Annotated in this window: 20 protein-coding genes; 6 read left to right on the forward strand and 14 right to left on the reverse strand. The window is 69.5% G+C overall.

Going from position 1 to position 19,886, the window contains the following annotated elements; all coding sequences use genetic code 11:
* Nucleotides 1–38 precede the first annotated feature (38 nt).
* Nucleotides 39–1,868 carry an arginine--tRNA ligase gene (locus ABEA67_RS02300; RefSeq protein WP_345460267.1) on the forward strand — a complete coding sequence of 610 codons (1,830 nt, stop codon included), beginning with the start codon at nt 39–41 and terminating at the stop codon, nt 1,866–1,868.
* A gap of 193 nt (nt 1,869–2,061) precedes the next feature.
* On the opposite strand, the gene ABEA67_RS02305 is transcribed toward ABEA67_RS02300, so the two are convergent.
* The 3 genes from ABEA67_RS02305 to ABEA67_RS02315 form a co-directional block, all read right to left on the reverse strand.
* Nucleotides 2,062–2,916, reverse strand: coding sequence for an alpha/beta hydrolase family protein (locus tag ABEA67_RS02305; RefSeq protein WP_345460269.1), 855 nt, complete (start codon nt 2,914–2,916; stop codon nt 2,062–2,064).
* Between the two features lie 158 nt (nt 2,917–3,074).
* Nucleotides 3,075–4,154 carry an acyltransferase gene (locus tag ABEA67_RS02310; protein WP_345460272.1) on the reverse strand — a complete coding sequence of 360 codons (1,080 nt, stop codon included), beginning with the start codon at nt 4,152–4,154 and terminating at the stop codon, nt 3,075–3,077.
* Between the two features lie 108 nt (nt 4,155–4,262).
* A complete protein-coding gene (locus ABEA67_RS02315; protein WP_345460275.1) occupies nt 4,263–5,375 on the reverse strand; it encodes a prephenate dehydrogenase/arogenate dehydrogenase family protein in 1,113 nt (370 codons plus the stop codon).
* Nucleotides 5,376–5,477: 102 nt separating this feature from the next.
* Here ABEA67_RS02315 and ABEA67_RS02320 point away from each other — a divergent pair, with 102 nt between their 5' ends.
* Nucleotides 5,478–6,020 (forward strand): hypothetical protein, encoded by a 543-nt coding sequence (locus ABEA67_RS02320; protein ID WP_345460278.1) that lies wholly within the window; start codon nt 5,478–5,480, stop codon nt 6,018–6,020.
* Between the two features lie 7 nt (nt 6,021–6,027).
* On the opposite strand, the gene ABEA67_RS02325 is transcribed toward ABEA67_RS02320, so the two are convergent.
* The 10 genes from ABEA67_RS02325 to ABEA67_RS02370 form a co-directional block, all read right to left on the reverse strand.
* The gene (locus ABEA67_RS02325) at nt 6,028–6,690 is read right to left on the reverse strand and encodes a glycosyltransferase family 2 protein (RefSeq protein ID WP_345460281.1); all 663 of its coding nucleotides are present in this window, start codon (nt 6,688–6,690) and stop codon (nt 6,028–6,030) included.
* A gap of 132 nt (nt 6,691–6,822) precedes the next feature.
* Complete coding sequence (locus ABEA67_RS02330) at nt 6,823–7,941, reverse strand: M50 family metallopeptidase (RefSeq protein WP_345460284.1); 1,119 nt, start codon at nt 7,939–7,941, stop codon at nt 6,823–6,825.
* Nucleotides 7,938–9,104: a 1-deoxy-D-xylulose-5-phosphate reductoisomerase gene (gene dxr / locus ABEA67_RS02335; RefSeq protein WP_345460287.1), complete on the reverse strand. Its 1,167-nt coding sequence runs from the start codon at nt 9,102–9,104 to the stop codon at nt 7,938–7,940. The genes ABEA67_RS02330 and dxr overlap by 4 nt, the downstream gene beginning before the upstream one ends.
* Nucleotides 9,105–9,234: 130 nt before the next feature.
* Nucleotides 9,235–10,065: a phosphatidate cytidylyltransferase gene (locus tag ABEA67_RS02340; protein WP_345460290.1), complete on the reverse strand. Its 831-nt coding sequence runs from the start codon at nt 10,063–10,065 to the stop codon at nt 9,235–9,237.
* Nucleotides 10,066–10,393: 328 nt separating this feature from the next.
* Entirely contained in the window at nt 10,394–10,945 is a 552-nt protein-coding gene (frr, locus tag ABEA67_RS02345) for a ribosome recycling factor (protein ID WP_345460293.1), read from the reverse strand.
* Nucleotides 10,946–10,996: 51 nt separating this feature from the next.
* On the reverse strand, nt 10,997–11,719 hold the full coding sequence (gene pyrH / locus ABEA67_RS02350) for a UMP kinase (protein WP_345460296.1): 723 nt from the start codon (nt 11,717–11,719) through the stop codon (nt 10,997–10,999).
* Nucleotides 11,720–11,839: 120 nt separating this feature from the next.
* Nucleotides 11,840–12,646, reverse strand: coding sequence for a translation elongation factor Ts (gene tsf, locus ABEA67_RS02355; protein ID WP_345460298.1), 807 nt, complete (start codon nt 12,644–12,646; stop codon nt 11,840–11,842).
* 109 nt (nt 12,647–12,755) lie between these two features.
* A complete protein-coding gene (gene rpsB / locus ABEA67_RS02360) occupies nt 12,756–13,550 on the reverse strand; it encodes a 30S ribosomal protein S2 (protein WP_345460301.1) in 795 nt (264 codons plus the stop codon).
* 154 nt (nt 13,551–13,704) lie between these two features.
* The gene (locus ABEA67_RS02365; RefSeq protein ID WP_345460304.1) at nt 13,705–14,553 is read right to left on the reverse strand and encodes an aminoglycoside phosphotransferase family protein; all 849 of its coding nucleotides are present in this window, start codon (nt 14,551–14,553) and stop codon (nt 13,705–13,707) included.
* A 1-nt stretch (nt 14,554) separates the two neighbouring features.
* A complete protein-coding gene (locus ABEA67_RS02370) occupies nt 14,555–15,739 on the reverse strand; it encodes an alpha/beta hydrolase family protein (RefSeq protein ID WP_345460307.1) in 1,185 nt (394 codons plus the stop codon).
* A 147-nt stretch (nt 15,740–15,886) separates the two neighbouring features.
* On the opposite strand from ABEA67_RS02370, the gene ABEA67_RS02375 reads away from it, so the two are divergent.
* The 3 genes from ABEA67_RS02375 to ABEA67_RS02385 all read left to right on the forward strand — a co-directional run bounded on the left by ABEA67_RS02375 (nt 15,887) and on the right by ABEA67_RS02385 (nt 17,733).
* A complete protein-coding gene (locus ABEA67_RS02375; protein ID WP_345460309.1) occupies nt 15,887–16,711 on the forward strand; it encodes an undecaprenyl-diphosphate phosphatase in 825 nt (274 codons plus the stop codon).
* 123 nt (nt 16,712–16,834) lie between these two features.
* Complete coding sequence (locus ABEA67_RS02380; RefSeq protein WP_345460311.1) at nt 16,835–17,338, forward strand: guanyl-specific ribonuclease; 504 nt, start codon at nt 16,835–16,837, stop codon at nt 17,336–17,338.
* Entirely contained in the window at nt 17,335–17,733 is a 399-nt protein-coding gene (locus ABEA67_RS02385; RefSeq protein ID WP_345460314.1) for a barstar family protein, read from the forward strand. Before ABEA67_RS02380 ends, ABEA67_RS02385 begins: the two co-directional genes overlap by 4 nt.
* Here ABEA67_RS02385 and ABEA67_RS02390 read toward each other — a convergent pair whose 3' ends face one another.
* A complete protein-coding gene (locus tag ABEA67_RS02390; RefSeq protein WP_345460317.1) occupies nt 17,734–18,468 on the reverse strand; it encodes a class I SAM-dependent methyltransferase in 735 nt (244 codons plus the stop codon).
* Between the two features lie 309 nt (nt 18,469–18,777).
* On the opposite strand from ABEA67_RS02390, the gene tsaD reads away from it, so the two are divergent.
* Complete coding sequence (gene tsaD, locus ABEA67_RS02395) at nt 18,778–19,791, forward strand: tRNA (adenosine(37)-N6)-threonylcarbamoyltransferase complex transferase subunit TsaD (RefSeq protein ID WP_345460320.1); 1,014 nt, start codon at nt 18,778–18,780, stop codon at nt 19,789–19,791.
* The last annotated feature ends 95 nt before the right edge of the window (nt 19,792–19,886 follow it).

A 19,886-nucleotide genomic window follows, 5' to 3' on the forward strand; every position in this document is an offset into this window, starting at 1 on the left:
CCCCTCATCCCTCTCTGCAACCGCTAAAATCTCCCGTTATGGACCTCAAGGCACAACTCAAAGCCGCCGTGGAGCAGGCCGCCGCCAACCTGGGCGCGCCGGTGGACGCGGCCATTCAGGACACCCCGGCCAACAAGCCCGGCGACTACGGCACGCCCGCCGCCTTCCAGATGGCGAAGGCGCTGGGCCAGAACCCCGCGCAGGTGGCCGCACAACTCGCCCAGACAGTGCAGCTTCCCGCCGGAATCGCGCGGGTGGAGGCCGCCGGGCCGTTCCTGAACTTCTTCGTGGACGTGGGGGCGTTCGTCAGGGGGGTCGTGCAGGAGCCGACGCCGCTTCCGGTGCAGGAGGGCAAGGTCGTCATCGAACACACCTCCGTCAATCCGAACAAGGAGCTGCACGTGGGCCACCTGCGGAACGTGGTGCTGGGCGACAGCCTCGCCCGCATCTTCCGGGCAGCGGGGCACACCGTGGAGGTCCAGAACTACATCGACGACACCGGGCGGCAGGCCGCCGAGGCGCTGTTCGCAGTGAACCACTACCACCGCGTCTGGGACGGCGCGCAGAAGTACGACCACTGGCTGGGCGAGGGCTACGTGCGCCTCAACGCCGACCCCGAGAAGCCCGCCCTGGAAGAAGGCATCAGCGCCGTGATGCACCGCCTGGAGGCCGGAGAACTGCGCGGCGAGGTGGAGAAAGTGGTCAAGGCCCACCTGGAAACCTGCTTCCGCCTGGGCGCGCGCTACGACCTGCTCAACTGGGAGTCGGACGTGGTGGGCAGCGGCTTTCTCAGCAGCGCGATGAGCATTCTGGAGGGGAGCCGCTACACCTCGCACCCGGCGGAGGGCAAGTATGCCGGGGCCTTCGTGATGGACGTGTCCGAGTTCATGCCGGGCCTGGAGGAGTCGAACGTGGTGCTGCTGCGCTCGGACGGGACCGCCATGTACGCCGCCAAGGACATCGGCTACCAGTTCTGGAAGTTCGGCCTCTTCGAGGGGATGCGGTTCAAGCCCTTCCTCACCGACCCCGACGGCCATACGGTCTGGACGAGTGCCCCCGACGGCCAGCCCGACACCGAGCGCCGCTTCGGCCACGCGCAGGAGGTCATCAACGTCATCGACTCGCGCCAGGACCACCCGCAGACGGTAGTGAGAAGCGCGCTGGGCGTGGCGGGCGAACCCGAGAAGCAGGAGCGCAGCATCCACCTGAGTTACGCCTTCGTGACGCTGGAGGGTCAGACCATCAGCGGCCGCAAGGGCATCGCGGTGAGCGCCGACGCGGCGATGGACGAGGCCGAGCGCCGCGCCCTGAGCGTGCTGAATGACATCAACCCCGACCTCGCCGCCCGAAGTGACGCCGCCGAGATTGCCCGGCGCATCGGCATCGGCGCGATTCGCTTCGCCATGCTCAAGGCCGAGCCGACCCGCAAGATCGACTTCCGCTGGGAGCAGGCCCTCGCGCTCAACGGCGACACCGCTCCCTACGTGCAGTACGCCGCCGTCCGCGCCGCGAATATTCTCCGCAAGGCGCAGGAGGCCGGGTACGCGGTGGACGGCACCGGGGCCGACTGGGACGCGCTGCCCGACATCGACCTCACCCTCGCCAAGATGGTCGCCAGGCTGCCGGAGGTCGTCGCCCAGGCGGTCCGTGTCCACTCGCCGCACGTGGTCGCGCAGTACGCGCTGGACCTCGCTACCGCCTTCAACGCCTGGTACAACGCGAAGGACAGGGCGGGCAAACCCGCCACCAACGTCCTCCAGAGTCCCGCCGGACTGCGCGAGGCCCGCCTGGCCCTGGTGGGTCGCCTGCGCCGCGCCTTCGAGGAGACGCTGGACCTGATTGGCATTCAGGTGCCGAGCGCGATGTAAGGATGTGGTGTCGGGGGGCCGGGTGTGCGCCCGGCCTCTTGCTCTGGCGGGCTAGGGTGGCGCTCCGTTACGTTGCCGCGGGTCCTGGGCAACAACTCCACCTCCGCCAACCGCTCCTTTTTGGCTTCTCGCTCTCCTGCGGAGCTGTGCCAGTCCGCTCGGGGTGATGATCGCATCATCACCCGCCAGTTCCTTACCGCCGCGCCTGCGTCTGTGCCCGCTCCTCCAGCCGCTGGAGGAACGTCACCAGGGGCCGGGTGACCGTATGCGAGAAGCGGTTGCCGCCCAGGTGGGGGCCGGTGACCTTCAGCAGCTCGCTGACCCCCGCCTCGGCATGGGCGAAGAGCCGCTCGCCGTTGTTGCGGGCCGGGACCGTGGTGTCGTCCGGGCTGGCGACGACGAAGAGGGGGAGCGCGGGTGTTCCGGCGGCCAGGGCCAGGGGATTCAGGCCGGGGGCGGGTTCGCCGCCCAGGTCGTAGGCGCGGTCGATTTCCTCGCGGCGGCTGGCGGCGGACCCCCACGCCTCCCGCAGGTCGGCCCAGCCGTCGATCAGTGCCACGCCCGACACCGGGTAGGGGCTGCCGGGCAGGGCGCTGCGCAGCGCGAGCAGGCCGCCCATGCTCAGGCCCAGGGCGTAGGTGCGGCCACTGAAGGCGAAGTGGCCGACGGCTTCCTCGCGCAGGCTGGCGACCTGGGCGAGCGCGGCGGGGCTGCCCCAGGGCGTGGGGCCGCCGTCGTCGCTGAGCAGCACCGCGAAGGGTGCGTCCAGCAGCGCGTCCACCAGCGCCGTGACCTGGGGGCTGGCGTGCAGCCGCGCGGCACTCTGCCCCCGCGGATGCGACACGATGACCAGCGCGCAGTCCCGCTGGTAGCAGGCGGGCGGCACCCGCAGAAACGACGGGCCGCTCACCCGGTCCAGCCGCACCGTGTCGGGCACGGCGGGCAGCGGAAACGGCAGGGGAGAGGGCGCGGAAGGGGCGGCGGAGGCGAGCGCCCCGGCGGGCAGCGCGGCGAGCAGCGTGAACAGCAGGGCGAGGCGGCGGCGCATGGCTGAGCTGCACTCTAGAGCATTTGCCATAAGAATGCGGTGCTGTTCCGTATTCGTTGGCCGAGCGGAGCGAGCGAAGTTGGACGGCGCATGGAGCAGAATGACGCCGCGCAGGGAAAGGCCCCTCGTTGACAGAGCAGAGGCTCTGGCGTCCCCGCTCAACGCCCGAACAGCAGCAGGCCCAGGCGCTTGCCCAGCAGCAGGCGGCCAATCACGGCGGGCACCACCAGCGCCACCAGCGCGTAGAGCGCCACCGTGAGCGCCAACTCCACCGACTGCCCCTGGGGGGCGCGCCAGCGTTCCAGGGCCTGAAGCAGCGCCGGGTGCAGCAGGTAGATCGGCAGGCTGACGGTGCCCAGCGTGGCGATGACCCGTTTGAGGGTCTGGGCCTGCCGCCCCCGTTCGAGGCGGTAGGCTAGGCCCAGCAGCGCCAGCGCCACCAGCGCCGTGTAGGTCCAGCTCAGGCCGCTGTACACCACCGGCGTGACGGGTGTGCCGCGCACGTAGGCCAGCGCGACCGGGAGGTAGATGGCGTAGGCCACGGCCAGCAGCGGGAGCAGCACCCACCGCCGCCTGCGCCACCAGTCCGGGAACACCTCCAGCCGCGCCCCCACCGCCAGCCCCAGGCTGATAGGCAGCGCGTACCACAGCACCGTGCTGGCCGGAAAGCGCAGGTGCAGCACCTCGCGGTTCAGCAGGTACAGCCCGAGCTGCGCGGCCAGCCCCCCCAGCAGCGCCAGCGTGATGGAGGGCCTGCGCCGGGCCAGCGGCAGCAGCAGCGGCAGCACCAGATAGACCTCCAGCGCCACCAGCAGGAAGTACAGGTGGTAGCTGGCCTTGCCGTACAGCAGCCAGTCGCGCCAGCGCTCCGGGTCGGTCAGCGTTTCCGGGGCGCGCTGTCCGGTCCACACGTACCACAGGGCATACAGCGCGCTCCACAGCAGGTAAGGCCAGCCCCCCCGCGTAAGCCTGCGCCAGAAGTACCGCTTCGGGTCGAATCTCTTGAGCAGGCTGCGCGTCAGCACCAGCACCGACAGGAACACGAAGGCGGGCACCGCGAAATGCAGCGTGCGGTTCAGCACCAGCAGCAGGTCGTGGGTGGTCGAGCCGACCTCCGCGTGCCGCAGCCCCATGCCCGTCGCGTGGTGTCCCACCACCTCCAGAATCGTCAGGCCCCGGAAGGTGTCGATGGCCGTGAGACGGGGACCGTTGGGGGGCGGGGTGGGCGGCTGCGACATGCAGGGGTCACTCTAGCGGTCTGGCGCGGGCAGTGGTTCCGGAGGGGACCCTGGGCGAGCTGGGCGACATGCCTTCTGCCTTCCGGCCCTTTCCGCCGGACCCCCGCCCTACCCCCGCCCCCGCACCTCGAAGCCCGCCGCACCCAGAATCTCCCCGGCGCGGCGCACGTCCTCCAGGCTTTCCAGGCCCAGGCGGATCGCGCCGCCCTCCTCGCGGATCGCCAGGACCTCGATGTCCTTGATGTTCACGCCCGCCTCGCCCAGCGCCTGAGTCAGCGCCCCGATCTGGTTGGGCCTGTCCGGCACGGCCACCACCAGGTCGTGGCGGGGGGGCAGCAGGCTGCGCCGCACGACGGGCAGGCTGTCGCGGGTGCGCTTGCCTTCCTGCGCGGCGGCCAGCAACTCCTCCGGGTGGTCGAGGTCAGTCTCCAGGCGTTCGAGCTGCCGCCGGAAGCGGGCCAGGGCGTCCCGCAGCGCCGCGCGGTTTTCGACCACCATGTCGCGGCTCATGCCGGGATCGCCACTCGCCACCCGCGTCAGGTCGCGGAAGCCCCCGGCGGCCAGCAGGCTGAGGCGCTCGTCGCGCGCGACCAGGTGCGTCAGGGCCAGGCTGGCGAGGTACGGCAGGTGGCTGATCGTCGCCACCAGGCTGTCGTGGGCGTCGGGGGGCATCACCACCGGGGCGGCCCCCAGCCCCTCCACCAGCGTCCGCATCCGGCTGAGGGCGGTCAGCGGCGTGTGGTCGGTGGGGGTCAGCACCCACACGGCGTTTTCCAGCAGGGCCGCCCGCGCATGGGTCACGCCGCCGCGTTCGCTGCCCGCCATCGGGTGCCCCGGCACGAAGTTCCGCACGCCCAGCGCCTCCAGCTCGGCAGCCAACCCCGCCTTCACGCTGCCCACGTCCGTCACCAGGGCACCTGAAGAGAGGAAGGGGGCCAGGTCGCGGGCCAGCGGCGCGAGTGCCCGCATGGGGGCGGCCAGCACCACCAGGTCGCACTCCCGCAGCCAGTCTCCCGGCGTGGCGCGCACCTCGTCCACCACCCCGAGCGCCTGCGCCTCGCGCAGCACCTCCATGCTGGCGTCGTAGCCGACCACCCGCCGGGCCAGCAGGCGTTGCCGCAACCCCAGCGCCACGCTGCCCCCGATCAGCCCCACGCCCGCGATGGCGGCCTGCTCGAACATCGGCGGGGGCGGCACGGGGGCGCGGGAGGCGTCATTCATGGGGGCGAGGCTAGCATGCGCCCCTCCCGGTGCCCGGACGCCTGTCCGGTCAGGCCCGCCCTGTGAGGCTCTGGTGACGCCGCGCCCGCTTTACTGTGGGCCGTGATCCGCGTCCTGCCCGCCCTCCTGCTGCTGCTGGCCTCCTCCGCGCTGTCCGCCCCGGCCCCCGACTACTATCCCCGTCAACCGGGCACCACCTGGAGCTACAGCAGCGGCGAGACGCAGGTGATCGCCGCACCCACCACGGTCCGGGGCGTGCCGGTCGTGCCGGTGGGCCACCAGTACGGCGGGCAGACCTACACGCAGGACCTGCTGGAGTACCGCCCCGACGGCAGCGTGTGGCTGCGCGGGGTCAAGGCCGGGGACCGCCTGACTTGGTATGCCGCGCCACTGAACGTGTACCCGCCCGGTCCCCTGCGCCCCGGCCAGCGCTGGCAGAGTGGGGGCGGCACCCTCAAGAGCAGCAGTCAGGTGGTCGGCTCCGAACCCGTGCGCGTTCCGGCGGGCACCTTCAATGCCCTGGTGATTCGCACCGACCTGATGGTGGGGGGGCGGCAGAGTACACAGCTCACCTCCTTCGTGCCGGGGATCGGCGTGGTCCGGTATCAGACGGCGGACGGCAGCCGGATTGACCTGTTGAAATGAGCTACAGCTACCTCTCCCGCTTCTTGCGCCGCCGGTAGGTCAGGAGGTCGGCGTACATGCGGGTGCGGGCGCGGGCACCCTTCCAGAAGCCGCGTTTGGTTTCCTTGAGGACCTGCCGCACCTGGCCCAGTTCCACGTAATCCCAGCGCGCGGCGGTGGTCTTGAGGTGATCGGTGATGGGCGGCTCGGGCCAGCGCTCGGCCCCCAGGCGGGGTACGGCCAGGAGCCAGTCGCGGCGGCAGGCGCGCTGCCCGCTGAGGTGCGGCGTGAGCTTGTTGCCCCAGTCGCTCGCAAAGCCGCCGCCCTCGAACACGCCGATCGCCATGTCCAGTTCGCCCGCCAGCACGGGCCGCAAGAGCCGCTCCAGATGCTCGCGCGTCAGGCCCAGCAGGTCGCCGTCGAGCATCACGACGTACTCGGCCGCCGTCGCTTCCAGCCCCGCCCGCAGCGCCGGTCCCTTGCCCACGTTCTGCGGCAGGTCCACCACCCGCGCCCCGGCCTCCCGCGCGACCTGCGCCGTGCGGTCGCTGCTGCCGTCGCTGACGACCACCACGTCGGGCGTGAGTTCCCGCGCGGCCCGGACCACCTCCGCGACCGTCTCCTCCTCGTTGAACGCGGGAATCACGACCGCCACGCGCGCTCCTGTTTCCTGCGCTTCTGGCTGCTGCATCAGGGGCATGGTAAAGCTTTCAGGCGTCAGCGGTCAGTCATGGAGAGAGGCGGCCAGCTTCCAGCGGCCAGCCACCAGCACAAAAGGAAAGCCAGCTCCCCGGCTGGAAGCTGGCTGCTGGCGACTGGCCGCCTAAAAAAACCGGCTCACGTCCCGCACCACCACGAACACCGTCAGCAGCATCACGAAGGCGAAGCCCGCCACGTTGATGGCCTGTTCCTGCGCCAGCGTGAGGGGGCGGCCGCGCAGGGCACCCACCAGCACCAGCAGGATGCGCCCGCCGTCCAGGCCCGGAATCGGGATCAGGTTGAAAAAGGCCAGCGAGAGGTTCAGCAGGGTGGCGACCTGCACCAGCGCCCAGGGACTCAGCGCGGCGGCGCGGCTCACGATTTCCGCCGTGCCGATGGGGCCGCTGACGTTCTGGTCCTGCGAGAGATTCAGGGTGAAGAACTTGGCGAACAGGCCCCCGAAGGCCCGCAGCACCTGCGGCATGGCCTCGGCGGTGGTCCGCAGGGAGGTGCCCAGGGCGACGGGCACGCTGGCGGGCTGCACGTCCGGGCCGTACTGAATCCCCAGGCGCTGCTGGACGCCGTTCACGCGCGGCTGCCAGTCGAAGCTCAGTTGCCGGGTCTGGCCGCCGCGTTCCACGGTCAGCGTCTTGCGGCCCGCCGTGACGAGGGTATCGCGCACGCTTTCCCAGCCCGCGTGCGGCCCTCCATTCGCGGTGTACGTGTCGGGAAGGTCACGCCCGCCGATGGCCGTGATCACGTCCCCGGCCCGCAGGCCCAGCGCCTGCGCCCGCGAGTTCGGCAGCACCGCCTCGATACGGGCGCGGTCGGGGGCGGGGATGCCCTGGGCGGTGAAGGTGGCCGTCATCAGACCTATCGCCAGCACCAGGTTCATCAGCGGCCCGGCGAGCAGGATCGCCACCTTGCCCCAGGTGGGCAGCGCCGCGAAGCCGCGGGTGGGCTGGCGGTACTCGCCGCCGGGGCCTTCCTCGGGGGCCATGCCGTCGATTTCCACGTAGCCGCCGATGGGCAGCAGGCTCAGCCGCCACTCGGTCCCGCGCCAGTGCCGCCGCAGCAGCACCGGCCCCATGCCCACGCTGAACGACCTCACGGCCACGCCCTGCCAGCGGGCCAGCGCGTAGTGCGCCAGCTCGTGCAGGAAGGTCGCCACGCCGATGATCAGCAGCGTCCACAGCAGCCCCGCCGGGGAGAGGGCCGCCGCGATGCTCTGGAAGATGTTCATCCCCGCACCCCCGCCGCCACCAGTTCGCGTGCCCGCGCGCTGGCCCACGCTTCCGTCTGCACCAGCGTCTCCCAGGTCAGCGTGCCCTGCGGCGTCTCGTCCAGCACGCGCTCAATCAGGCGGGGAATCTCCATGAAGCCGATCTGTCCGGCCAGAAAGGCGGGGACGGCCACCTCGTCCGCCGCGTTCAGCGCTGCCGGAAGCAGACCACCCGCCTCGCCCGCGCGGTACGCCAGGCCGAGCGCGGGGAAGCGGGCGGCGTCCGGCTCGCGGAACTCCCAGCTTCCCCGCAGGGGCCAGCCCAGGTGCCCCGCCACCTCCGGCCCGCGCCGCGCCCCCCGCACGTCGCCCGGTCTGCTCATGCCGGTCGGCGCGGCGTCGATGGCGTAGGCGATCGCCAGGCGCATATCGGTGGGGCCGAACTGCCCCTTGAGGCTGCCGTCGCGGAAGCGCACCGCCGCGTGAACCACACTCTGCGGGTGGATGACCACGCCCACCTGCGAGAGGGGCAGGCCGTACAGCGAGGCGCACTCCATCACCTCCAGCCCCTTGTTCATCAGGGTGGCGGAATCGACGGTAATCTTCGGCCCCATGCTCCAGGAGGGGTGCTTCAAGGCCTGCTCGGGCGTGACGCGGCTCAGGTCCGCCGGGCCGTCGCGGAAGGGGCCGCCGCTGGCCGTGAGAATCAGCTCGGCCACGTCTCCCAGGTGTTCCCCGGTGAGGCACTGGTATACGCCGGTATGCTCGGAATCCACCGGGACCAGGCGGCCCCCGCCCCGTGCCGCGGCCTCCCAGATCAGATCCGCCGCCGTGACCATCGCCTCCTTGGTTGCCAGGGCCACCGCCCGCCCGGCCTCCAGCGCCGCCCGCGTGGGGGCCAGCCCCGGCAGACCGCTCATGGCATTGACCACCACGTCGGCGGGCCGGGCCGCGACCTCGCTGGGGTCAGCCACCACGCGCACCCCCGCCAGCCGCGAGCGGGCCTCCGCGAACGCTTCCGCCGCCACGCTGACCACCTCGGGCCGAAACTCGCGCACCTGGGCTTCCAGCAGGTCCAAGTTCCGTCCCGCCGCCATCGCCCCCACCGCCCAGCCGCGCTCCCGCGCCACGTCCAGCGCCTGCGTGCCAATGCTTCCCGTACTGCCCAGAACCGTGAGCTTCACCCGTACAGCATGGCGCATGAGGCGGGCCGGGAGGGTGCGCGGGACGCAGTACGCGGGCGGCGGGAAAAGCAGCGCGGCGGCTGGAGCCTCCTGCCTCAGCCACCGCGCACCGCGTCCTCCGTACCGCGCCCTACCTCGTAAACACGCTGATATTCAAAAACAGATACGTCGCCGGCACCGCAAACAGCAGGCTGTCGAGCCGGTCCAGAAAGCCGCCGTGCCCCGGCAGGCTGCTGCCGCTGTCCTTGGTCTTCAGCGCGCGCTTGAGCAGGCTCTCGGCCAGGTCGCCCAGTTGCGAGGCACTGGCGACCAGGATGGAATACAGCAGGGCTTCGAGCGGTGAGCCGATATGCGTGAGCTGCGAGAAGATCAGCACCGTGATAAAGCTGAAGGCCAGCCCGCCGATGGCCCCCTCGACCGTCTTGCCGGGGCTGATCTCCGGGGCGAGCTTGCGCCGTCCGAAGAAGTGGCCCCCGAAGTAGCCGCCGATATCCGCCGCAAAGGTCGCCAGCAGTGGCAGCGCGAAATACAGCAGGCCCTCACCGGAATCGGGCGTGTAGCGCAGCAGCAGGAAGTAGCCCAGCAGCCAGGGGATATACAGCAGCCCGAACATGGAGTACACCACGCGCTCCAGCGGGCGCTCGCCGGGCCGCATCACCTCCATCACCAGCAGGCAGCCCAGCGCGACCGTCAGCACCACCTCGCGCCACGACCCGCCCAGCCAGGGCACTGCGGGCAGCATGGGCAGGCTCGCCACGATAATCGCCGCCCCGAACACCCCCAGCGAGACGCGCCGCACGTCGATGTCGTTATGCTCCAGCATCCGGATGTACTCGTACAGCCCCATCACCGACACGAAGAGCAGCAGGGGCAGCATTGCGATCCACCCGATCCACACGAGCAGGCTGATGATGGTAAAGCCCACCACCGAGGTGAGGACGCGGGTACTCAGGGATTCCACGGGCGGCTCCTGCGGAGGGCTGTGGGTTGTAGGCGGTGGGCTGTAGGGAGGGGCCTTTTCCCACAACCCACAAGAACGCGCCGCCAGAAGCCGTAGCCCCGGCGGTCGCTTGGTCTGGCGGGAACTCGCCTCGTACGAACTTCAGGTGAGTCGAAGACGAACCCGAGCGGAGCGAGAAGAAGAGAAGACTGACTTGCGGCGATGGACCATGAGCGGGTGAGCCTATGTTTTGTGCAGCAAGAAAGGCGAAGGGCCGCCCCTGAGCCTGTAGCCCCTGCAGAACATCCGGTGGTTTGCCCGGATGTTCTGGAATCAGAGCAAGTCGGTCTCACCCGAGGATTTCCTGCTCCTTGCGGCTGAAGATGTCGTCGACGCGCTTCACGTATTCGTCGGTGATCTTCTGCACCTCGGCCTCGCCGCGCTTGATGTCGTCGTCGCCGACGCCTTCGAGCTTCTTGACCTCGTCCAACGCGTGCTTGCGGAGGTTGCGGATGGCGATGCGGGCGTCCTCGGCGTAGTTGCGGGCGTTTTTCACCAGGTCCTTGCGGCGCTCCTCGGTCAGCATGGGCAGGCTGATGAAGATGGTGTCGCCCTTGTTGTTGGGGTTCAGGCCCAGGTCGCTGTCGCGGATGGCCTTTTCGATGGGGTTCAGCGCGCCGCGGTCCCAGGGCGTGATCACCAGCGTGCGCGCGTCGGGCGTGGTGATGCTCGCCACCTGGTCAATCGGCATGGTGGAGCCGTAGTAGTCCACCAGAACCTTTTTCAGGATGCCGGGGTTGGCGCGGCCCGTGCGCAGCACGCTCAGGTTGTTCTCCAGTGCCTCCAGGGCCTTGCCCATGCGCTCGCGCGTACCTTCGTTGATCGCTTTCATGTCTGCCATGAGAAGTTCTCCTTTGGGTGGGATTCTAGCCTGTGACCTGTGGCCCCGCGCTCAGCTCTGGATCAGCGTGCCCACCCGCTCACCCAGGAAGAGGCGGCGCAGGTTGCCCGGCTGGAAGATATCGAACACCACGATGGGCAGGTTCTTGTCCATGCACAGGGTCAGCGCGGTGGCGTCCATGACTTCCAGGCGGCGCTCCACGACCTCCAGGTGGGTGGCCGTGTCGATCCACTGCGCGTCGGGGTTCTTGCGTGGGTCGCTGTCGTACACGCCGTCCACCTTGTTCTTCGCCATCAGCACCACGTCCGCGCCGATTTCCAGCGCGCGCAGGGTGGAGGTGGTATCGGTGGTGAAGAAGGGCGCACCGTTGCCGCCGCCAAAGATCACCACCCGGCCCTTTTCCAGATGCCGGATGGCGCGGCGGCGGATGTACGGCTCGGCGACTGCGGCCATCTGGATGGCACTCATGACGCGGGTGGGCTGGCCGGTGGCCTCCATCGCGTCTTGCAGGGCCATCGCGTTCATGACCGTGCCCAGCATCCCGATGTAGTCGGCGGTGGCGGGGTCCATGCCCTTGCCGTTGCGCGCGCCGCGCCACAGATTCCCACCGCCGATCACGATGGCGAGTTCCACACCGGTCCCCTCCAGCGCCTCCGTGATCAGGCGCGCGAGCTGGGCGGTCGTCTCGGGGCTGATGCCAAACCCCCCCGAACCATCAGGCGCTGGGCCTGCCAGAAATTCACCGGAAAGTTTGAGCAGGACACGTTTGAACATGAAGTCACCTCGGGGAGGGGGGAAAGGACAGCAAAAAACGCCCGGCGGGAAGGGGCCGCCGGGCGCGGGGTGGGGGGAAGCGGCCCAGGGAAAGGGCGGCTCTGCTGGCCGCCCCCCCGTTTAAGCGCCGATCTCGAAGCGCACGAAGCGCTTGATCTGCGCGCCGTCCAGGTACTTGGAGACCGTCATGCTCTGGTCCTTGACGAACTTCTGCTCGGGCAGAACCTTTTCCTCGTAGAACTTGCCGATCTGGCCGCCCACGATCTTTTCCACGATCTGCTGGGGCTTGCCCTCGTTCAGCGCCTTGTTGGTGAGGATCTCGCGCTCCTTCTCGATGTCCTCCTGGTTCACCTCGTCGCGGCTGAGGTACTGGGGACGCTCGGCGGCCACGTGCAGGGCCACGTCCTTCGCCTGGGCCTCGCTGCCGCCCGCGATGTCCACCAGCACGCCAATCTTGCCGTTGGAGTGAACGTACCCGGCCACCTGCTCGCCCTCGGCGGCCTCGACATAGGCCACGCGGTTGAGCACCAGGTTCTCCCCGATCTTGCCCGCGGCGGCGGCGACGGTGTTGGTCACGGTGTCACCGCTGTCCAGCGTGAAGTTCTTGAACTCCTCCACGTCGCTGGTGCCCGCCTTCAGCGCGGCCTGGGCAAGGTTCTCCACCAGGGCCTGGAAGTCGGAGTTGCGCGCCACGAAGTCGGTCTCGCTGTTCACCTCGACCATCGCGGCCTTGTTGCCGTCCACGACAAAGCGCACCAGCCCCTCGCGCGCCTCGCGGTCGGCCTTCTTGGCGGCCTTCACGATGCCGCGCTCGCGCAGCAGGGCAATTGCCTTGTCCTCGTCGTTGCCCGCGTCGGAGAGGGCCTTTTTCACGTCCATCATGCCCGCGCCGGTCAGTTCGCGCAGCTTCTTGATCGATTCCATCATGGTGTGTACCTCCGGAAGTTGGATTCAGGAATGTGTCTTGAAAGTGTGTCTTGAAAGGGGGGGCGGACCGAACCGCGCCGGACGCCCCCGAGAGGTGGGTGCCGGAAGCTTAGCTGCGGCCCTGGCTGCTGGTGAGCTGGGCGGTGTCGCCCTCGTCGCCCTGCTCGGCGGCCGCGATGTCGGCGTTGCCTTCCTCCACGCGCCCCTCCGCAACGTCCTCGCCGCCGCCGCGCGCTTCCACGATCAGGTCACCGATGCGGTGCGTGATCAGCTGAATGCTGCGGATGGCGTCGTCGTTGCCGGGCACGATGTAGTCAATCACGTCCGGGTCCGAGTCGGTGTCGGCCAGGGCAATCACAGGAATCCCGAGCTTGTTGGCCTCCTGCACGGCGATCACTTCCTTGGTGGGGTCCACCACGAAGATCGCGTCGGGCAGGCGGGTCATCTTGCGAATGCCGCCCACGAAGCGCAGCAGCCGCTCGCGCTCGGCCCCCAGCTCGATGCGCTCGGCCTTGGGGCGGTCGTTGATGCGGCCCGACTCGAACATCTCGTCGAGTTCGTTCAGGCGGTCGATGCGGGTGCGCATGGTGCGGAAGTTGGTGAGCATCCCGCCCAGCCAGCGGCTGGTCACATAGGGCATCCCGGTGCGGCGGGCTTCCAGCTCCACGATTTCCTGCGCCTGCTTCTTGGTGCCCACGAACAGAATCACGCCGCCGCGCTCGGACAGGTCCTTGATGTAGTCGAAGGAGCGGTCGAGCTGCTTGAGGGTCTTTTGCAGGTCGATGATGAAGATGCCGTTGCGCTCGGCGAAGATGAACCGCTTGAACTTGGGGTTCCAGCGCTTGGTCTCGTGCCCGAAGTGGACGCCCGCTTCGAGCAGCTGCTTCATGGAGATGTACGACATGTCGGACTCCTGAGCGTTGGTGGGAAAAGTTTGCCGTCCTCGTGCCAGCCTCTCGTCCGTTCCCAATTGCTGAACAGACACGTTTCCTGGGCCAGGCCTCCGCGCGACGCTCGAGCGCGCGGGGGCGGGGGTCACGGGGGCACCCAAACGGAAATTATAGCAGTTCTGCCGCTGCGAGAGCCGCGACGGTCAGCACGGGCTGCGCCTCGTCGTGCCTGCCGTCTTCCAGCCACCACGCGGCCGACAGGCCCGCGTAGGCCAGCACCCACTGGAGAAGGCGGGACCGCTCCAGCCCCGCCGCCTGCGCCACGACGTGCGATTGCCGGGCGAGCCGTCCGGGCTGCGTGGCCGTCTTCAGGTCCGGGTTGCAGAAGATGTTGGCGTAGTCGAAGCCGCGCTCGCCCAGCAGGCTGTGGGGGTCAATCGCCAGCCAGCCACGCCCACCCTGCTCCAGCCGGCTGCCGTCCAGCACGTTCTCGTGGTGCAGGTCGCCGTGCAGCACGCCCACGTCTCGCGGCGTCTCCAGCAACTGCCGGGCCGTGTCCGCCGCTTCCACAAACATCCCCCCGTGCTGCCGGGAGGCCGCCTCCAGCGAGCGAAACCACCGCTCCAGCGGTGCCAGTTCGGGCAGAGGCCGGGCACGCGGAACATGCAGCCGGGCCGCCACCCCGCAGAGAATGCGGCTCGCCTCATCGTCCTGCCCCTCGCGCACCATCTGCACCAGGGAGCGCGGCCCCGTGAGGCGCTCCAGCAGCAGCGCCCCGGTTCCCTCGTCGTATGCCAGGACCCGCGCGGCCCCGTCACCCTGCCACCACCGCATCAGCCCGCCGCCGCGGCGTTCCTCGGCCCCGCGGGGCAGTTTGAGCATGGCGGGTTGTCCCCCAGCTCGCACGGGCAACAGATCGCTGCTGTGGGTGTGCAGCGCCTCGCCGTCCGGCACGAGCTGCCAGCGGTTCAGGTAAGGGGCGAACGGCCAGGGGCTGGCGTCTCCAGAACGGCTCATCTCAGTGCGACTTGATCCAGCTCGCCGCGTCCCGCATCGGCCCCGCCGCGATGGGCCGGAAGTCGTCGTCGATGAGGCTGGCGGCTGGCCCCAGCGAGTGGCCCAGGCCGGGGTAGACCTTGACCGTCGCCTCCCGACCCGCCGCCTTGAACGCCTGTTCCAGCGTGCCCAGATATTTTGTGGGCGTGTTCGCGTCATTCGCGCCTTGCAGCACCAGCACGGGCACCTTGAGGTTCGGCACCTGTGCCGTCACGCTCGGCAGGGCGCGGCCCGGCGCGTAGATGCTGAAAAAGCCCTGGGGAGTGAGGGCGTCATTCAGCACGGTCTGGAACCCCGGCACGACCTCACGGTCCACTTCCAGCTGGCCGTCCCCGTCGGTGTCGAGCTGCGGGTTGATGACGTACTTGCCCTGCTGCGCCTGCGCGGGGTCTGTGAAGTACAACGCCGCGCTTTTGGCGACCATCCCGCCCTTTCCGGTCACGAGCCGGACAAAGTCGGCGTTCGTGAGTGCCCCGCCCACCACCGAGCGCAGGTAGGGAAGCTGCACCTCACTGAACTGGGCCTCGAACAGTGGCCGCCAGGGCAGCACCACCGGCCCCTGCACGATCAGGCCCGCGACCTCGGGGTGCTTGGCGACCAGCGCGGCGGCCACGGTCGACCCCTCGCTCCAGCCGTACACGAAGACCTTCTTGGGGTCCACGCGCGGGTTCTTCTTCAGGGCTTCCAGCGCGACCTCGGCGTCTTGCAGGAAGAGGTTCAGGTCGGCCTTGGTGTAGAAGCTCGGGTAGTCCACCTGGCCGGGGCCGCTGACGTAGTGCTTGTTGTAGCGCAGCGTGGCGATGCCCTGGGCGGCGAAGGTGTCCGCGAGGTCCTTGAAAATGGCCGATTTGACCTGGCCGTCCTGGCCCATCACCGTGAAGTTCATGTCGGCGGGCGAGGAGCCGTGGATCAGCAGCACGGCGGGCAGCTTCCCGCCTTTGCCCTGCGGGAAGGTCCACTCGGCCTTGCTCTGGAAGTCGCCGAAATTGAGGGTGGTGCCCGCCTGCTCTGCCGGCCACACCCGCACCGCAGGTTGACCGCCGCCCGCTAGCAGGCCGCCTTGCAGGAGCGGGGGCGATCCCTGACCCGCCTGGGCCTGGGCGAGGGAAAGCAGCAGCAACGTGCAGAGCGGCAGGTGTCTTGGCATGGCCCACCCTACTCCGTCCGGGCAGCGACCGAATGACAGGGCCAGGAAAACCGGCTGGAGAAACGAGCCGGAAAAGACGGGCCACACTGACCGCTCGCTTTGAAATGCGGTTCACCTTCTCCCCGAGGTGCTAGCCTCACCCGGACTATGGACTGGTTCTACGCCATCATCTACGGGATCGTCGAGGGCATCACCGAGTTTCTGCCGATCAGTTCGACGGGCCACCTGATCGTCGCCGGGAACCTGATGGGCGTGCCCTGGCCCAAGGAGATCAAGGACACCTTCGAGGTGGTGATTCAGGGCGGCGCGATCCTGGCGGTGCTGGCGTACTACTGGCGCGACTTCGCGCAGCAGGCGCGCGTGATCGGCCGGGACCAGCCCACGCAGCGGCTGTGGCTGGGCGTCGTGGTCGCCTGCATTCCGGCCGTGGTGCTGGGCCTGCTGTTCGCGGACACCATCAAGGCCAACCTGTTCCGGCCCAGTGTGGTGGCCTGGGCGCTGATCGTGGGCGGCGTGCTGATGTGGCTGATCGAGAGCCGCAAGACTACGCCCGTGGTCCACGAGATCAAGAACATCGGTGTGGGCCGCTCCTTTCTGATCGGGGCGGTGCAGTGCCTGGCCATCCTGTGGCCGGGCTTCTCGCGCAGCGCCAGCTCCATCCTGGGCGGCATGCTGATGGGCCTGGACCGGCCCACCGCCACCAAGTTCAGCTTCTACCTGGGGATTCCCACCCTGGGCGGCGCGGCGCTGATCGACTTCATCAAGAGCCGCGACCTGCTCGCCCAGATCGGCATCGTGAACGTGGTGCTGGGGGCGGCCGTGAGCTTCGGGGTCGCCTACCTCGCCATCGGCTGGCTGCTGCGCTTCGTGTCCTCCAACAACTTCAAGGGCTTCGCGGTGTACCGCGTGGTGGTCGGCGTGCTGATTCTGCTGCTGGTGGCGAGCGGCCGGCTGACAAACGGCGGGCTGTAGGACAGCAGAACGCGAGAAGGCAGAGGGGCAGAGGGCGAGAACCTTCTGCCCGCTTCCTTTGGCCTCAGGCAGAAAAGGGAAGGTCAAGGCGGGCCGTCGCCGGGGCGGCGTACACTCCGGGGCGTGAGCTTTCGCCGTCCACCTTTCTCCCTGGGCCGTCTGCTGGGCACCGCGCTGCTGGCCGGGCTGCTCGCCGCCTGTGATGTTCCCAGCGCCCAGACGGGCACAACACAGGCGGGGACGACGGGACAGCAGACGCGGGCGGAGCAGACGCGCCGTGCGCCGACTTCCACCCCGGCCCGCATCCCCACCCGACCTGGGCGCGATGCGGTCAGCGGTCTGCCCTTCGTCGCCGTGGGCGACCTCCCGCGTGAGGGACAGCACACGCTGCGGCTGATCGCGGCGGGCGGTCCCTTTCCGTACCGCAAGGACGGCAGCACGTTCGGCAACCGCGAGGGCGTGCTGCCCCGGCGGTCGGGCGGGGGCTACCGTGAGTACACCGTGCCCACACCGGGCGAGGGGGACCGGGGGGCGCGCCGCATCGTCTGCGCGGCCGTGACACCCCCGGACGCCGAGTGCTACTACAGCGCCGACCACTACACCACCTTCAGGAGAATCCGCCCGTGATCAACGTCTTTGCCGAGGCCCCGCAGGGGATTCAGGCCGCCCCCCACGATCCCCGCATCATCGCGGCCGGGTATCAGGTGGCGGTGCGCGAGGTGGACCTTTCGCACGTGCGGGACAAGGAGGGCCTGATGCTGGCCTTTTTGCGCGGCCTGGCCCTGACCGAGAATTTCGGGCGCAACTGGGACGCCCTGTACGACGTGCTGACCGACCCGAATGCCCGCCCGGCCCGCTTCGCGCTGGTGCTATGCGGCTACGACCTCTTCCGCCGCCGCTCCCGGCAACTGGGGGCCGAGCTGGAGCGCCTGCTGCTCGATGCCCAGCGCAACGCCGCCCAGCAGGGCCGCTCGCTGTGGCTGCTCACCGAGGAACCCGACACCGACCCCCGCATGCGGTAGTCAGGCGGGACGCAGGACCGCCGTGTACATCATGCTCTCGCCCAGTGACACCTCCGCGTGGAACACGCCTGCCCGGGGGTCGTAGGCTCCGCCCGGCCACACCTCCGCCAGCATCAGCCCGGTGCCCGCGAGCAGCAACCGCAGGTCGGCGGGGCTGTAGCAGCGCAGCGACTGGGTCAAGGCCGCTTCCCCGCGCGGCGCGTACGTGTCGAGCATCCGGCAGCCGTCCGCGTTAAAGCCGTAGGTCTGGCTGTAGCGTTCGGTCCGGCGGGTGAAGCCCGCGTGGTGCGCCCAGTACCACGGCGTGAACACGTCGACATACGCCGTCCCGTCCACCGCGAGCCACCCCGCTACCCGTGAGATCAGGTGCCGCTGCTCGTCGTCCTCGCCGATGCCGAAGCCGTCCCAGCAGCACACGGCATCGAAGGGGCCACCGGGGTCCGCCACATAGAAATCTCCCGTCAACGTGTGAACAGGAGTGCTGTGCTGCGCGGCCAGCTCGAGGGTGTGTTCGCCCGCCCCCTGCCGCAGGTCGAGGGCCGTGACCCTATGCCCAGCGAGCGCGGCGGCGACCGCGAACTGCCCGCCGCCCGCCCCGAGGTCGAGCAGCGTTCCTGGCTGGCCCCGGTGCGCCGTGACGCGCGCCGCGAGGGCCGTGTGAAAGGGATGGATGGGCGTGCGGTAGCACCCCGTCAGGGCGTCTTGCCGCTCGTAAAAAGAGTGTGACCAGTGCATGTGCCGTTTCTCCCGTGAGAAAGAAGGGACGCCGCGCCGAACCGGCGGCGGGCGGGTTCAGTTCAGAGTGGGAGGGTCAGCGCAAACGCACGGTCGGGAGGCTCCTTGATACCAACTTCAGGTGAGTCTTAGACGAATCCGAGCGAAGCGAGAAGAAGAAAATACCGGCTGGCGGCGATGGAAGAACATCCGGTGTTGTGCCCGGATGTTCTGGAATCAGAGCAAGTCGGTATGAGATGCGGCCATCCTACCGCGTTTGGTGCCTTCCCACCTCGTCCGTTTTGCCTGCCCCTGCTACACTCCCCCGCGATGAGTTCCCCGCCTCCCCGCTATCTCCTCGGCATCGATACCTCCTGCGACGACACCGGCGTGGGCGTGGTCGAACTGGCCCCGGACGGGGCGGTGCGGGTGCGGGCCAACCGGGTCTGGTCGCAGACGGTCCACGCGCAGTACGGCGGCGTGATGCCCGAGATGGCGAGCCGCGAGCATGTCGAGCGCATCGACGCGGTGCTGGAGGACGCGCTGGCCGAGGCGGGCCTCACGGTCACGGACGTGGATGTGGTCGCGGCCACCTCCGGCCCCGGCCTGGTCGGGGCGCTGCTGGTGGGCCTGATGTACGGCAAGGGCCTCGCGCAGGCGCTGGACGTGCCCTTCTACGCCTCCCACCACCTGGAGGGCCACATTTTCGCGGCGGCGAGCGAGGCCGAGCTTCAGCCCCCCTACCTCGCGCTGGTGGTGTCGGGCGGCCACACCCACCTTTTCGACGTGCCGCGGGAGGGCGAGTACGTGCTGGTGGGGGCCACCCGCGACGACGCGGCGGGCGAGGCCTTCGACAAGATCGCGCGCCTGGCGGGTCTGGGCTATCCCGGCGGCCCGGCCATCAGCGAGGCGGCCTTGCGCGGCGACCCCGACGCCGTGCCGTTCAAGGAACCCCTGCAAGGCCAGAAGGGCTTCGACTTCTCCTTCAGCGGCCTGAAAACGGCGGCGCTGCTCGCGCACCGGGCCGGGGCGAAACCGGAGGACCTCGCGGCGGGGTTCGAGCGGGCCGCCGTGCGCTTCCTGGTGGGGACGACACTGCGGGCCGCCCAGGCCCACGGGCGCGGGACGGTGGTGGTGTCGGGCGGCGTGGCGGCTAACCGCGCCCTGCGTGAAGCCTTCGCGGCCAGCCCGGTGCGCGCTGTTTTTCCCGGCAGGGGCCTGAACACCGACAACGGCGCGATGATCGCGCTGGCTGCCGCCGCTGCCCTGCGCGCGGGCCGCGAACCCAGCCCCCTCAGCGAGGGCGCGGTGGCGTATGCACCGCTGGCGAACGCGACCGGCTGATTCTTCTGCTGGTCCCCCACGAGTCGTTTCCGGCCCCTCGGCCCTGAGCCGCCTCCACTCAACTTCCTTACGCGCGCCTCACTGACATCTGGCGA

The organism is Deinococcus carri (assembly GCF_039545055.1).
Lineage (GTDB): Bacteria > Deinococcota > Deinococci > Deinococcales > Deinococcaceae > Deinococcus > Deinococcus carri.

Excerpts from the sequence above, each read along its gene's own strand:
- ABEA67_RS02300 (WP_345460267.1), top strand. The coding sequence starts at position 39 with ATGGACCTCAAGGCACAACTCAAAGCCGCCGTGGAGCAGGCCGCCGCC.
- ABEA67_RS02305 (WP_345460269.1), bottom strand. The coding sequence starts at position 2,916 with ATGCGCCGCCGCCTCGCCCTGCTGTTCACGCTGCTCGCCGCGCTGCCC.
- ABEA67_RS02310 (WP_345460272.1), bottom strand. The coding sequence starts at position 4,154 with ATGTCGCAGCCGCCCACCCCGCCCCCCAACGGTCCCCGTCTCACGGCC.
- ABEA67_RS02315 (WP_345460275.1), bottom strand. The coding sequence starts at position 5,375 with ATGAATGACGCCTCCCGCGCCCCCGTGCCGCCCCCGCCGATGTTCGAG.
- ABEA67_RS02325 (WP_345460281.1), bottom strand. The coding sequence starts at position 6,690 with ATGCAGCAGCCAGAAGCGCAGGAAACAGGAGCGCGCGTGGCGGTCGTG.
- ABEA67_RS02330 (WP_345460284.1), bottom strand. The coding sequence starts at position 7,941 with ATGAACATCTTCCAGAGCATCGCGGCGGCCCTCTCCCCGGCGGGGCTG.
- frr (WP_345460293.1), bottom strand. The coding sequence starts at position 10,945 with ATGGCAGACATGAAAGCGATCAACGAAGGTACGCGCGAGCGCATGGGC.
- pyrH (WP_345460296.1), bottom strand. The coding sequence starts at position 11,719 with ATGTTCAAACGTGTCCTGCTCAAACTTTCCGGTGAATTTCTGGCAGGC.
- tsf (WP_345460298.1), bottom strand. The coding sequence starts at position 12,646 with ATGATGGAATCGATCAAGAAGCTGCGCGAACTGACCGGCGCGGGCATG.
- rpsB (WP_345460301.1), bottom strand. The coding sequence starts at position 13,550 with ATGTCGTACATCTCCATGAAGCAGCTGCTCGAAGCGGGCGTCCACTTC.
- ABEA67_RS02365 (WP_345460304.1), bottom strand. The coding sequence starts at position 14,553 with ATGAGCCGTTCTGGAGACGCCAGCCCCTGGCCGTTCGCCCCTTACCTG.
- ABEA67_RS02370 (WP_345460307.1), bottom strand. The coding sequence starts at position 15,739 with ATGCCAAGACACCTGCCGCTCTGCACGTTGCTGCTGCTTTCCCTCGCC.
- ABEA67_RS02375 (WP_345460309.1), top strand. The coding sequence starts at position 15,887 with ATGGACTGGTTCTACGCCATCATCTACGGGATCGTCGAGGGCATCACC.
- ABEA67_RS02390 (WP_345460317.1), bottom strand. The coding sequence starts at position 18,468 with ATGCACTGGTCACACTCTTTTTACGAGCGGCAAGACGCCCTGACGGGG.
- tsaD (WP_345460320.1), top strand. The coding sequence starts at position 18,778 with ATGAGTTCCCCGCCTCCCCGCTATCTCCTCGGCATCGATACCTCCTGC.